The 12,220-nt window shown below is 70.8% G+C and carries 10 protein-coding genes and 1 pseudogene; 3 read left to right on the top strand and 8 right to left on the bottom strand.

The window, feature by feature from the left end; translation table 11 throughout:
- Window positions 1-16 precede the first annotated feature (16 nt).
- A complete protein-coding gene (locus V4Y04_RS23185) occupies window positions 17-1,072 on the bottom strand; it encodes a BMP family lipoprotein (RefSeq protein ID WP_332430242.1) in 1,056 nt (351 codons plus the stop codon).
- Between the two features lie 368 nt (window positions 1,073-1,440).
- On the bottom strand, window positions 1,441-2,715 hold the full coding sequence (locus tag V4Y04_RS23180) for a M20 family metallopeptidase (protein WP_332432970.1): 1,275 nt from the start codon (window positions 2,713-2,715) through the stop codon (window positions 1,441-1,443).
- A 578-nt stretch (window positions 2,716-3,293) separates the two neighbouring features.
- Here V4Y04_RS23180 and V4Y04_RS23175 point away from each other — a divergent pair.
- Together V4Y04_RS23175 and V4Y04_RS37795 are read left to right on the top strand one after the other, a co-directional pair.
- Window positions 3,294-3,512 carry a type II toxin-antitoxin system HicB family antitoxin gene (locus V4Y04_RS23175; protein WP_332430241.1) on the top strand — a complete coding sequence of 73 codons (219 nt, stop codon included), beginning with the start codon at window positions 3,294-3,296 and terminating at the stop codon, window positions 3,510-3,512.
- Window positions 3,513-3,618: 106 nt separating this feature from the next.
- A pseudogene (locus tag V4Y04_RS37795) lies at window positions 3,619-3,732 on the top strand (type II toxin-antitoxin system HicA family toxin); the annotation flags it as partial.
- Between the two features lie 309 nt (window positions 3,733-4,041).
- On the opposite strand, the gene V4Y04_RS23170 reads toward V4Y04_RS37795, so the two are convergent.
- A complete protein-coding gene (locus V4Y04_RS23170) occupies window positions 4,042-4,671 on the bottom strand; it encodes an MBL fold metallo-hydrolase (RefSeq protein ID WP_332430240.1) in 630 nt (209 codons plus the stop codon).
- Window positions 4,668-5,753: an S-(hydroxymethyl)mycothiol dehydrogenase gene (locus V4Y04_RS23165; RefSeq protein ID WP_332430239.1), complete on the bottom strand. Its 1,086-nt coding sequence runs from the start codon at window positions 5,751-5,753 to the stop codon at window positions 4,668-4,670. Before V4Y04_RS23165 ends, V4Y04_RS23170 begins: the two co-directional genes overlap by 4 nt.
- Window positions 5,754-5,914: 161 nt before the next feature.
- Between V4Y04_RS23165 and V4Y04_RS23160 the strand changes: the two genes are divergently transcribed.
- The gene (locus tag V4Y04_RS23160) at window positions 5,915-7,204 is read left to right on the top strand and encodes a helix-turn-helix transcriptional regulator (protein WP_332430238.1); all 1,290 of its coding nucleotides are present in this window, start codon (window positions 5,915-5,917) and stop codon (window positions 7,202-7,204) included.
- Between the two features lie 96 nt (window positions 7,205-7,300).
- Here the strand turns inward: V4Y04_RS23160 and V4Y04_RS23155 are convergent, their stop codons facing one another.
- The 4 genes from V4Y04_RS23155 to V4Y04_RS23140 all read right to left on the bottom strand — a co-directional run bounded on the left by V4Y04_RS23155 (window position 7,301) and on the right by V4Y04_RS23140 (window position 12,130).
- Window positions 7,301-8,365 (bottom strand): hypothetical protein, encoded by a 1,065-nt coding sequence (locus V4Y04_RS23155; protein ID WP_332430237.1) that lies wholly within the window; start codon window positions 8,363-8,365, stop codon window positions 7,301-7,303.
- A gap of 49 nt (window positions 8,366-8,414) precedes the next feature.
- Entirely contained in the window at window positions 8,415-9,362 is a 948-nt protein-coding gene (locus V4Y04_RS23150; protein ID WP_443080067.1) for an N-acetylneuraminate synthase family protein, read from the bottom strand.
- A 12-nt stretch (window positions 9,363-9,374) separates the two neighbouring features.
- Window positions 9,375-10,673, bottom strand: coding sequence for an N-acylneuraminate cytidylyltransferase (locus tag V4Y04_RS23145; RefSeq protein ID WP_332430236.1), 1,299 nt, complete (start codon window positions 10,671-10,673; stop codon window positions 9,375-9,377).
- Between the two features lie 89 nt (window positions 10,674-10,762).
- On the bottom strand, window positions 10,763-12,130 hold the full coding sequence (locus V4Y04_RS23140) for a DUF6716 putative glycosyltransferase (RefSeq protein ID WP_332430235.1): 1,368 nt from the start codon (window positions 12,128-12,130) through the stop codon (window positions 10,763-10,765).
- Window positions 12,131-12,220 lie beyond the last annotated feature (90 nt).

The raw sequence follows: 12,220 nt of genomic DNA, 5'->3' as shown, positions 1-12,220 counted from the left end.
CCGCTCTCCTGCCGCCTTACTCCGTCTTGACGGTGATGGAGCCGTCGATGATGCCTTCCTTGGCCTTGGCCACGGCGTCCGTCAGGCCCTCGATCTCGCCCATCTTCGGGTTGCTGTCGGAGAGGCCGACGCCGTCCACCTTCAGGTCGAAGACCTGAGTGCCGGTCAGCGGCTTGTCATCCTTGACGGACTTGGCGAGGGCGTACACCGAACCGCCGACCTCCTTGGTGGCGGAGGTGAGGATGAAGTCCTTGTAGCCGGCGAGGGCTTCCTGCTGGTACTGGTCGGAGTCGACACCGATCGCCCAGACCTTCGCCTTGGCGGCGGCCTCGATCACGCCCTGCCCGGAGAGGCCGGCCGCCTGGTAGACGACGTCGGCCTTCTTCTCGATCTGGCCCTCGGCGGCGGCCTTGCCCTTGTCGGGGCTGGAGAAGCCGCCCTCCTCCGCGGTCTGCGTCAGGAACTGCGAGACGACCTTGACCTTCGGGTCGGTCGCCTTGACGCCCTGCTCGAAGCCCGCGCGGAACTTGTGGATCAGCGGGATGTCCACACCGCCGATGAAGCCCACCACATCGGTCTTGGTGGCCTTGGCCGCGGCGACGCCGGCGAGGTAGGACGCCTGCTCCTCGGCGAAGACGAGGGAGGCGACGTTATCGCCCTCGACCACGGAGTCGACGATGCCGAAGGTGGTGTCCGGGTACTTCTCGGCCACGGCCGTCATCGCCGGGCCGTAGGCGAAACCGACGCCGATGACGGGGTTGTAACCCTGCTTGGCGAGCGACGAGAGGCGCTGTTCCTTGTCCGCGTCGGTCTCGCCCTCGGTGGGCTCGATGTCGGCGGTCTTGTAGCCGAACTCCTTCTCGGCCTTCTGGAGCCCCGCGTACGCGGCGTCGTTGAAGGACTGGTCGCCCTTGCCGCCGATGTCGTAGGCGATGGCGAGACCGAGGTCGCCCTTCGTGGAGCTCTCCGAGCTGTCCCCGCCCTCGCTGCTGGTACCACCGCAGGCCGTGGCGGCGAGTGCGAGCGACGCGACCCCCACAGCGACGCGAGTCAGTCTGGATATCCGACGCATCTGACGCTCCCCATTCTCCAAAGCCCCGCGGCGGCGCTCGGTTCGGCGACATTAACGCGCGTAGACACTCCTGGGAACGGGGTACAGCGGGGCCGTTATCCATTCGTGCCGATGGCCGGTTACACCCTGGTGAAACAGAGGGCCATAGGGGATCGAAGGGGTGGAAAGCGACGGAAGGGGTGGCCGGAACAGTGCGCGGCTGGGCGTCACGCGCACCACGCTCCCCTCCCCCACCCGGGACACAAGTGGAGCGACGAAGCGGGGACGGAGGGGTGGCGGGGGCGAAGGCGACAGAGAGGACAGAGAGGACAGAGGTGGCCGGAGGGGGCCGGAGGGGGCCGATGAGGCGGCTGACCGGCCCCGCCCGCTCAGCGCAGGGCGTCCAGCTGGGCGGCGGCGGTGAAGAGTTCGACGCCCACGGTGATGGCGTGCTCGTCGACGTCGAAGTCGCCCTGGTGCAGGTCGCGGATGGTGCGCTCGCCCGGGGGACGCACCCCGAGGCGGGCCATGGCGCCGGGGACGTGCTCCAGGTACCAGGAGAAGTCCTCGCCGCCGAGGCTCTGTTCGGTGCTGTCCACGGACTCCGCGCCGCGTCGCGCGATCATGGCGTCCCGCAGGAGTTCGGTGGCGCCGGCCTCGTTGACGACCGGCGGGACTCCGCGCACGTAGGTGATCTCCGACTTGGCGCGGTGCAGGTTGGCCACCTCGTCGATGGCGGCGACCACGGTGTCCGGGGCCAGCCGCCAGGTCTCCAGGTCCAGGCAGCGCACGGTGCCGGAGAGCTCGGCGTGCTGCGGGATGACGTTGGGCGCGTGGCCGGATTCGACCCTGCCCCAGGTGATGGCGAGCCCGCTGCGGCTGTCGACCCGCCGGCCCACCAGGGCGGGCACGTCGGTGACGACCCGGGCGGCGGCGGTGACCAGGTCGGTGGTCAGATGCGGGCGGGCGGTGTGGCCGCCGGGGCCGTCGAGGGCGATCTCGAGACGGTCGCAGGCGGAGGTGATGGGGCCTTCGCGCAGCCCGATCCTCCCGGCGTCGACCCGGGGGTCGCAGTGCACGGCGACGATCCGCCCGACCCCGTCGAGCGCGCCGTCCAGGATGGCGTCGGCGGCCCCGCCGGGCAGCACCTCCTCGGCGGGCTGGAAGATCAGCCGCACCGGCCGGGGCAGCCGGCCCTGACGGTGCAGTTCGGCGAGGACGAGCCCGGTGCCCAGCACGACGGTGGTGTGCACGTCGTGGCCGCAGGCGTGCGCCCGGTCGGGCACGGTGGAGCGGTACGGGCACTCGCTCTTCATGTCGGGGATGGGCAGTCCGTCGATGTCGGCCCGCAGGGCGAGTATGCCGGTGCCGGGAGCCGCTCCGGTACCGGTGTCCGGGCCGGTGCCGGCGGGCGTGCCGTCCATCACCCCGATGTCACAGATGACACCGGTCCCGCCGGAGAGTACGCGCGGGGTAAGACCGGCCCGCTCCAGCCGCTCCTTGATCGCGGCGGTCGTACGGAACTCCTGGTTGCCCAGCTCGGGGTGCATGTGCAGGTCGCGTCGGAAGGCGATGAGCTCGGCGCGCAGGGCCTCGGGGAGCGTACCCGGAAGCACCGCCCCTCCGGCCAGATCGACCTCGGACTCCTCGGACTCCAGTGACATCAGTTGCTTCACCCTTTGAAGGGTAGGACGCCGGAGCCCCCGACCGACCCCTGATCAAGAAAAATCAGCCTGTCAGCGGAAGAAAACCCGGCAGTCCCACGCTTAGTCGTGCTCTGTGATGGGTAAACTCGCCGCCCTCGTACGCGGACGAGCCCACACAGACCGCCGGAAGGCGCGCCGCTCGCAGCGGCCGCTTCCGGCACCGCACTCCACCTCTCCTCGGTGTACCACGCATCGCCCGCGTCACGCGGACCGGTTCGCCTGCCGGACACGGCACGCCCCTGTCCACCGGTGCGCGGCCGCCGTCCACTCGCACGGGTGAAAGCACCTCCGGCACCCCGGGTTGCGCCGACAGGGTGCGGGGCTGTGCACGCCGACCCGATGAAGTTCCCCGGCCGCCGTCCTCCGCCTTCTCCGCACCTGTGCCGGCACGTCGCACGGCTGACCGGAGCGGTTGTGCACGAGCCCAGGCCTGCGTAAAGCCGCAGGACGGCTTCCACCCGGTCGACACGGGGACGGTCGCGGGTGACGGCGGAGAAAGTCCCCGGCCCACCGGGGGTGCGTGCCAGACTGACGACATGAGCGCTGAAGCACTGCACCTGACCGCCGCGATCACCCGCGAGGGCGACTGGTACGTGGCACGCTGCCTCCAGGTCGAGGTCACCTCGCAGGGAGAAACCATCGAGGAGTCCCTGGAGAACCTCCGCGAGGCACTGGAGCTGTACTTCGAGGACGCGCCTGCCCCCGAGGTCACCGAGGTGATCACCGCGCCCGTCGAAATCCGGCGCGCCGCATGAGTCCCGCCGTCCCCTCCGGCCTCTCCGGCCCGGCTGTCGCGAAGGCCTCGAACGGGGCGGGTTCGAGCACGTCACCACCCGTGGCAGCCATGCCAAGTACCGCAGCGGCGAGCAGACGGTCATCGTCCCTCTCCACCGCAGCCTTGCGCCCGGCACCCTTCGTTCCATCCTCCGCCAGGCTGACTGGACCGTCGAAGATCTTGAGGAGCACCTGAAGTAGTTCACCCACCGGGCCTGAGCAGCAGCGCTGAGCTGGTTGAGGATCACAAGACCGTGGCCGAGTGCATCCAGGTTCGTGGCCTGCTCCGGGTCTCCGCCCTCCACCGCACCGGGTGCAGGTTCCGGCTCAGCGGGGAGTAACCAAGTACGAGAAGCGCGGGCAGCGTTGGTGGTGCCCGCGCAGGTGCCCCGCACCTGTTTTTCCATGCCGAGCGGCTCCCGCTCGGTGGTGTGCCGGGCGATGCCGCCGTACGGGCCGGGGAAGTGGGCGAAAGCGCTGTCGCCGGTCGTTCGCCGGCCCGGGGTCGGCTCAGTGTCCGCGTGCGATCCATTCGGCCAGGTACGGCGTCTCGGCGCCGATCGTGGTGCCGTCGCCGTGTCCGGTGTGGACACGGGTTTCCTCGGGCAGCGTGAACAGCCTGTCGCGGATGGACCCGATGATGGTGGGGAAGTCGGAGAACGAACGGCCCGTGGCTCCGGGGCCGCCCGAGAACAGCGTGTCCCCGGTGAACAGCGTCTTGGCTTCGGGCAGGTGCAGGCAGACGGACCCGGGAGAGTGGCCCGGAGTGTGGATCACTTCGAGTGCCGTGCCCGCCACGTCGACGCGCTGCGTGTCGCTCGCGTGCCCGAAGGCCTGGCCGGGGTGGGTCATCTCCCACAGCTCCCGGTCGCCGGGATGCAGCAGGATCGGCGCCTGGAGCTCATGGGACAGTTGCGGCGCGACGGTGACGTGGTCGTTGTGACCGTGCGTGCACACGACGGCCACCACGTTCCGATCTCCCACCGCCTTGATGATCGCTTGCTCGTCGTGCGCCGCGTCGATGATCACCACCTCGTCGTCGTCGCCGACGAGCCAGACGTTGTTGTCGACGTTCCACGTGCCGCCGTCGAGGGCGAAGACACCGGAGGTGACCACGCGCTCGATACGCAGGCCGTTCACAGGACCACCACCGAACGCAGAACCTCGCCGGCCCGCATGGTGTGGAAGGCCTTCTCGACCTCTTCGAGCGCGATGCGTTCGGAGACGAACTTCTCCAGCGGCAGCCTGCCTTGCAGGTACAGGTCGACGAGCATCGGGAAGTCGCGCTCCGGCAGACAGTCGCCGTACCAGGACGACTTCAGCGCACCGCCGCGGGAGAAGAAGTCGAGCAGCGGCATGTCCAGCTTCATGTCCGGCGTGGGCACGCCCACCAGCACGACGGTGCCCGCGAGATCGCGCGCGTAGAACGCCTGCTTCCACGTCTCGGGCCGGCCGACCGCGTCGATGACGACATCGGCGCCGAACCCGCCTGTCAGCTCGGCGATCGCGGTGACGACGTCGGCCTTTCCGGCGTTGACCGTGTGGGTGGCGCCCAGGTCGACCGCCCAGGCCAGCTTCTTCTCGTCCCGGTCCACCGCGATGATCTTCGATGCGCCCGCCAGCCGCGCCCCGACGACGGCCGCGTCGCCCACGCCGCCACAGCCGATGACGGCCACCGAGTCCCCGCGGCCCACCCCGCCGGTGTTGACGGCGGCGCCCAGGCCGGCCATGACACCGCAGCCGAGCAGACCCGCGACGGCGGGGTCCGCGGACGGATCCACCTTGGTGCACTGTCCGGCGTGCACCAGGGTCTTGTCCGCGAAAGCACCGATGCCGAGCGCCGGGGTGAGTTCCGTCCCGTCGGTCAGAGTCATCTTCTGGCTCGCGTTGAACGTGTCGAAGCAGTACTGGGAACGCCCGCGCCTACAGGCCCGGCACTGCCCGCACACGGCACGCCAGTTCAGGACGACGAAGTCGCCGGGCTGCACCGACTCGACGCCTTCGCCGACGCTCTCCACGGTGCCGGCGGCCTCGTGTCCGAGGAGGAACGGGAAGTCGTCGTTGATACCGCCTTCGCGGTAGGTCAGATCGGTGTGGCACACGCCGCACGCGGCGACCGCGACAACGACCTCACCTGGTCCCGGGTCGGGAATCACGATGTCGGTGAGCTCGACCGGAGCTCCCTTGGAACGGGCGATCACACCGCGGACCTGCTGTGGCATCTGAGTGGGTTCCTTCATCGGTCGGCCGGAAACGCATGCGCACCGGCGCATGCCCTCTACGACTACGACATTAGCTCTGCGCCAAGGACGGACGACCTGTGCGACAGACCAGCAGAACCTCGACTTCCGACCAGCCGGCCGGACCGGCTACGGTACGTGGAATGCTCGACATGAAGGCACCGCCAGAAGCGGATCTCCTCGCACTGCGAGAGGTCATCGAGGGTCCGCTGCACGAGATCGCACGCCGGTTCTCCCGCTTTTTGTCGGACCGGTGGCCGCACACCGCGCTCATCATCTTCACCAGGGAGTGCACGGGCCGGCCACGAAAGGTCACCGGCGCGACCGAAATGACCAGCAAGGTCACGATCGACGAACTCGAGCAGCTGAAGGCCCTTGTCGAGCCCGGTCGGCCGCTCAGCACCACGGCGGCGATCGGCGGGACCACCCGCACCGTCTGGGCCGTCCGTGACCCGGTGGACACGCTGCTCGTCCTCGTGCCGCGCGCCTCCCGCAAGCTGTTCCCGCAGCCCGCCGCCCTGTCGGCCCTCTTCGGGATCGTCGCGACCTCGATCAGCCAACAGGTCACGCAGGCGAGCCCGGACTACCTCGCCGAGTCGCGCGCGGCCTCCAGTGAGCGGGCCCGCACCATCACCGAGATGGCGACGGCGCACGAGAGTGCGCTGGTGGCCATCCTGAACACGCTGCGCGCCACCGCACTCGACGATCACCGTGCCCGCGTGACCGCGACCGAGTCCGCCTCCGTCGCGCTGGTGGCGTTGCGCTCCGCCCAGAAGTCCGATCTGGCCCTGACCGAGGAACCGGCCCCGGCCGCGTTCACGAAGCTGCGCAGGGACATCCGGCACCTGCTCAAGCATCACGAAGCGCGTGTCGAATTCGTTCCGCCGGACAGGGCGGCGCGGCCGTTGCCCGGAGAAGTCGCCTACGCCGCCCGTGCGATGACACGGACCGCGGTGCTGGCCTTCACCGCGCAACCGGGTCCGTCGCGCCTGCGCATCGCTTGGACCTGTGACGGCACGTCGCTGCGGATCGACGTGCGGGAGCAGGAATCCGGGAGCGTGGACGTGCGCGCGCTGTCACGCCAGCTCGAGGGCCGCGCACGCACGCTCGGCGCCACGGTCAGCCTCGACGCCGTGGCGGGCTGGGGGAGCCGGGCCGGCATCGTCCTTCCTTTCGCCCCGCCGGCCGTTCGAACCGGTGAGACCAGGCTGTCGAGTCTCAACGCGCGGGAACGGGAGGTTCTGCACCTTCTCGCGCAGGGCAAGCGGAACAAGGCCATCGCGGACGCACTCGGAATCACTGAAAGTACCGTCAAGTTCCACGTCACCGGAGTACTGAGGAAACTCGAAGTCGGCTCACGGGGCGAGGCCGCGGCACTGGCCCTGAACGGGTACGCGCAAGGTTCGGTGGCCGGGGGCCGAGAGGGGCAGTGACCGTCGCCGGCCGGCCGGGCTCCCGGAGAGTTGCCAGGCGCTCCGCGGGCGGTGACGCCGTCGCTCACTTCCAGGTGGGCGGTCACCGGTATCCGTTCATGCCGGCGCCACCGCCGACAGGCGGTGGACGTCGCGGGCCGTGCCGGTCACGCCGGAGAGGAAGCCCTGGGCTCGCGGGGAGGCGTTCTCGGTGAGCCAGGCCGGGTCGATGTCGCAGACCGCGATGCGGACCTCCGTGCCGGACAGGGCCAGGGGGAGGGTGTGGACGACGGTCGACGGGAAGCTGAGGACCGTGCGGCCGATGGGGCCCCGGCGGGCTATCAGCTCCAGGGGCAGTTCGGGGCGGACGATCTCCAGACCCGTCTCGACCGCGAGCCGGTGGAGTTTCTCGGTGCTCTCACGGCGGTGGGCGAAGTAGCGGGTCGCGCCGTGGGCCTTGGTGAGGGAGCGGACGGCCTCGACGTAGGCGTCGGCGTCCACCACTCCGGTCTCCACCAGGGACGTGCCCACCATGTCGGCGGTCCTGGTGATGCGGGGCGGGCCGAACCGCTCCCGGGTCCAGGCGAAGGAGTTGGCGCTGACGGTGACGCCGGCCGGGATGTCGTCGACCGGCATCGAGGAGAAGACCTCCACCCGGCGCCGGCCGCCCGGGGTGAGCCTGCGCCGGGCGATGCCGGAGACCGGGGCGAGGAGCAGGTCGCGGGGGCCGCGGCGGCCGCCCTTGCGGTGCCAGCGGACCAGACGTTCGCCGCGCGCGAGCTGGCCGACGAACTCCATGGTCGCCGTGCCGTCGTCGACGACGACGAGGTCGTGGGCGCGGGTGATCGTCAGCATGAGCTGCACATACCGCGAGAAGGGGTCGCCGAGGACGACCCGGGAGGCGCGGCGCAGCGGGCCGGCCAGGCCGGCGACGGTCTGGAAGGGTGCGCCGGCTCCGCCGCGCGCCTCCTCCCAGCGGACCTCGTGGCCCTCCTCGCGGGCGAGTTCGGACATGCGGCGCAACTGCCCGCGTGTCATGGGGTCGAGGGGGGACAGCACCACGAGGGTGAGCCCCACGCCGGGCGCATGCGCGTGCGCCCACTCCAGCACGTTCAACAGCTGTACCGGGCTCTCGACGAAGGCGAGAGTGTGGGGGCCGGCGGTCCCGGCGCGAGGGCTCATCGACGTACGACCGTTCCCGTCGTCAGGGGAGGGTGGGTGGGAGGGAGGGTCAGACGGTCAGCGGCTCGCCGGCGGCCGCGGCGATCTCCGCCTCGGCGACGACGCCGGGGACCCGACGCAGCTTCTTCATCGGGCCCAGCTCGGACTCGTAGACCTTCTTGACGCCGTCGCCGAGGGACTCCTCGATGGTGCGGATGTCGCGGACCAGGCGGGTGAGGCCCTGCGGCTCGACGGACGCGGCCTGGTCGGAGCCCCACATGGCGCGGTCCAGGGTGATGTGGCGCTCGACGAAGGCGGCACCGAGGGCGACGGCGGCGAGCGTGGTCTGCAGGCCGGTCTCGTGGCCGGAGTAGCCGATCGGGACGTTCGGGAACTCCTGCTCGAGGGTGTTGATCATGCGGAGGTTCAGTTCCCCGGCCTTCGCCGGGTAGGTGGAGGTGGAGTGGCAGAGCAGGATGTTCTCGCTGCCGAGCACCTCGACCGCGTGGCGGATCTGCTTCGGGGTGGACATGCCGGTGGAGAGGATGATCGTGCGGCCGGTGGCGCGCAGGGAGCGCAGCAGCTCGTCGTCCGTGAGGGAGGCGGAGGCGACCTTGTGGGCGGGGACGTCGAACTTCTCCAGGAAGGCGACGGCCTCGGTGTCCCACGGGGAGGCGAACCAGTCGATGCCCCGCTTCTTGCAGTAGGCGTCGATCTGGCCGTACTCCTCCTCGCCGAACTCCACGCGGTGGCGGTAGTCGATGTACGTCATCCGGCCCCAGGGGGTGTCGCGCTCGATGTCCCACTGGTCGCGCGGGGTGCAGATCTCGGGGGTGCGCTTCTGGAACTTGACGGCGTCGCAGCCGGCTTCGGCGGCGGCGTCGATCAGCTTGAACGCGTTCTCGATGTCACCGTTGTGGTTGATGCCGATCTCGCCGGTGACGTACACCGGGCGGCCGGGGCCGGCCTCGCGGGAACCGAGGGTGCGGACGCGGGAGCTGGAGTTCACAGTGCTCATGACGGTGTTTCCTTACTTGGGGAGGGAATCGAGAGAGGGGCCGAGGATCCAGCCGGCGATCTCCCGGACGGCGCCGTCGCCACCGGGGGCGGTGGTGACCGCGCGTGCGGCGCCGCGTACGACGTCGTGGGCGCTCGCGACCGCCACGGGCCAGCCCACGAGGGCGAAGCACGGGAGGTCATTGACGTCGTTGCCGACGTAGAGCACGCGCTCGGGCGCGATGCCCTGTTCCTCGCACCACTGCTTCAGGGCGAGGTCCTTGCGGTCGATGCCGTGCAGCACGGGGATCTTGAGCTTGCGTGCGCGGGCGGCGACGACCGGGTTCTGTTCCGTGGACAGGACGAGCATCTTGAGGCCGCTCCTGCGCAGGGCGGCGATGCCGAGTCCGTCGCCGCGGTGCACGGAGACGAATTCCTGTCCGGTGGCGTCGATCAGCACCCTGTCGTCGGTCTGGGTGCCGTCGAAGTCGAGGACGACCGCGTCGATGTCGTCGGCGGTCGGGAGGGCGCCGATGGGGGTCCCCCCTGCTCGAGCGAAGTCGAAAGCTTGGGGGAGGCTCGCGTCGAAGAGCGGGGCGAGGGCGCGGGCCCGGGCGAGGTCGTGCGGGTCGTCGATCTCCAGCACGCGGGCGGGGTCGGTGCGCACGAGTTCGGTGCGGCCGAAGAAGCGGTGCTGGTGCTCGCGGAAGCCGGCCGCGTCCATCGCGTAGGCGGCGCCGGTCTCCAGGAGGTCCTGGGGGCGGTCCTGGCGGCGGGGGCGGAAGGACTTGTCGTGGTTGACTCCGAAGCCGCCGCTGCCGCCGTCTCCCTGAGGGCCGGCCGGCTCCTCGCCGGTCGCGTCCCGCCAGACGAAGCCGTGGAACGGGGCGACGGTCACGGCCGTGTCGGCGCCCTGCGCGGCGACCGCGCCGGCCACGCCGTCGATGTCCTCGCGCGTCAGGAAGGGGCTGGTGCACTGGACCAGCAGGACGACGTCCACCGCGGCGCCGTGCAGCGCCTCGTGGGCGTCCAGGGCGTGCAGGACGGCCGCCTCCGAGGTGGCGAGGTCGCCCGCGATGGCGGCCGGACGCATCACGATCTCGGCGCCGGCCTGCCGGGCGGCGGCCGCGATGGCCTGGTCGTCGGTGGAGACGACGACGTCCGTCACCTGGCGTGCGGCGCGGCACTCGCGGACGGCGCGGGTCACCAGGGGCGCGCCGCCGACCGGCGTGAGGTTCTTCGCGGGCACTCCCTTGGAGCCGCCGCGCGCGGGGATCACGGCGAGCACCCGGCGAACCGGGGTGCCGCTCCGGCCCCCTTGCGGTTCGGTCATGGGATCAGCTCCTTGAGCAGGACTGGAAGGACTGGGAGGACTGGGAGGACTGGAGAGACTGCGGTCACGGCCGGCCGTGAGGGAGGCGCTCACAGTTCGCCCATCCGACGGATCACCGGGGCCACCCGCTGGACTCCGTGGCGGTAGGCGCCGCGCGCCGCGCGGCGCACGATCTGCCGGACCGGTCCGGGCTCCTTGCCGGCGGCGGGGGTGCCGGGCAGCGGGGTGCCGTCCGGGCCGAGGTGATGGCGGGCGAGCAGGCCGGGCAGGTAGCCGGGCGCGGTGACGGGCGTGTAGTACGGGTCCAACGGGGGCAGGCCGCCGGGGCGGTCGAGCAGCTCGGCGATGCGGGCGCGGGCGGTGTCGAAGGCCGTCTCGTACGACCCTCCCCCGGAGGAGGCGTCCCCGGCGGCCACACCCTGCCGGGACACCCACTCCGCGTCCGGTACGGGCCGGTGGCCGGCGTCGAGCTGGTCCCAGGAGGCGAGGCAGCCGGAGCCGACGAAGTGGTGGTTGCCGAGCGCCTCGCGTACGCCGAGGTCGGTGAGGACCGCGGTGGGGATGCGGCGGTGCAGGGACTCCAGGGCGGCCGTGGAGCTCACCGTGACCAGCAGGTCGGTGCGGTCCAGGACCTCGCCCATGTGCCCGTACACCAGGCGGAAGTTGGCCGGCGGGTCGAGCCGCTGGACCAGTTTCTGGTACGGCAGTTCCTCGATGTGCGTGGTGTGCTCGCCCGGCTTGGAGCGCAGCTTGAGCAGCACCTCGCGCTCGGGGTGCCGACGGGCGTGCCCGACCAGCCGGTTCAGCAGGTAGGTACGGTCCCGGCGGTTCTCCGGCACGGAGGGCTGGGCGGCGAAGACGACCGTGTAGGGCCCGCGCCCCTGCTGCGCGGAGGGGTCGTGCCCGCCGGTGTAGGCGGCCCCGCCGAGGAACGGCAGCGCGACCTCCGTCACCGAGCCGGCGCCGGCGCCCACGCCTTCGTACACGGCGCGGAAACGTTCCGCGTCCTGACGGGAGTTGGCGAGGACGAGGTCGGCTCCGTGGCGCAGCAGCAGGCCGTCGGCGAGCTTCTCGTAGACGACTCCGACGTATCCGGTGACGACGACGGGCCGCTTCACCCGGTCTGCCGCGGCATCACCCCAGATCCGCCCGAGCCCGTGCAGCATCGCCTGCACCCCGCCGCCGACCAGCGCGAGGACCAGGAGGTCGTACGGCTCCTCCTTCATCGCGTGCAGGAACTGGACCGCGGTCACCTCGTGGAGGGCGTCCGCCCGGACGCCGACCTCGTCGAGCTGACGGGCGGTGGGAGTCGCACGGCCCCGCAGGAGATAACCGTCCAGACGGATGTCCGAATTCTCCGGGGCAATGCGGTTCGCGGTGAGCGCGCCCCATTTCCACCGGGTATCGGAATCCGCGAGAACGGCGACTCGCAGGGACTTCGTTGCACTTGCTGGCACAACGAAGACGTTAGGAAGCAATTTCTAGGAGTGGCCCAACCCGAATCCAACAAATGGTGAACAGGAGATCGCCGAATGGGGAATCAGCCC

This window comes from Streptomyces sp. P9-A2 (genome assembly GCF_036634175.1).
GTDB lineage: Bacteria > Actinomycetota > Actinomycetes > Streptomycetales > Streptomycetaceae > Streptomyces > Streptomyces pratens.
Note: the sequence above shows the minus strand (reverse complement) of the source record. Positions and strands in the feature narration are given on the sequence as shown.

Bases quoted from the DNA above. Each gene is read 5' to 3' on its own strand.
- V4Y04_RS23185 (WP_332430242.1), bottom strand. From the start codon at position 1,072: ATGCGTCGGATATCCAGACTGACTCGCGTCGCTGTGGGGGTCGCGTCG.
- V4Y04_RS23180 (WP_332432970.1), bottom strand. From the start codon at position 2,715: ATGTCACTGGAGTCCGAGGAGTCCGAGGTCGATCTGGCCGGAGGGGCG.
- V4Y04_RS23175 (WP_332430241.1), top strand. From the start codon at position 3,294: ATGAGCGCTGAAGCACTGCACCTGACCGCCGCGATCACCCGCGAGGGC.
- V4Y04_RS23165 (WP_332430239.1), bottom strand. From the start codon at position 5,753: ATGCCACAGCAGGTCCGCGGTGTGATCGCCCGTTCCAAGGGAGCTCCG.
- V4Y04_RS23160 (WP_332430238.1), top strand. From the start codon at position 5,915: ATGCTCGACATGAAGGCACCGCCAGAAGCGGATCTCCTCGCACTGCGA.
- V4Y04_RS23155 (WP_332430237.1), bottom strand. From the start codon at position 8,365: ATGAGCCCTCGCGCCGGGACCGCCGGCCCCCACACTCTCGCCTTCGTC.
- V4Y04_RS23150 (WP_443080067.1), bottom strand. From the start codon at position 9,362: ATGAGCACTGTGAACTCCAGCTCCCGCGTCCGCACCCTCGGTTCCCGC.
- V4Y04_RS23145 (WP_332430236.1), bottom strand. From the start codon at position 10,673: ATGACCGAACCGCAAGGGGGCCGGAGCGGCACCCCGGTTCGCCGGGTG.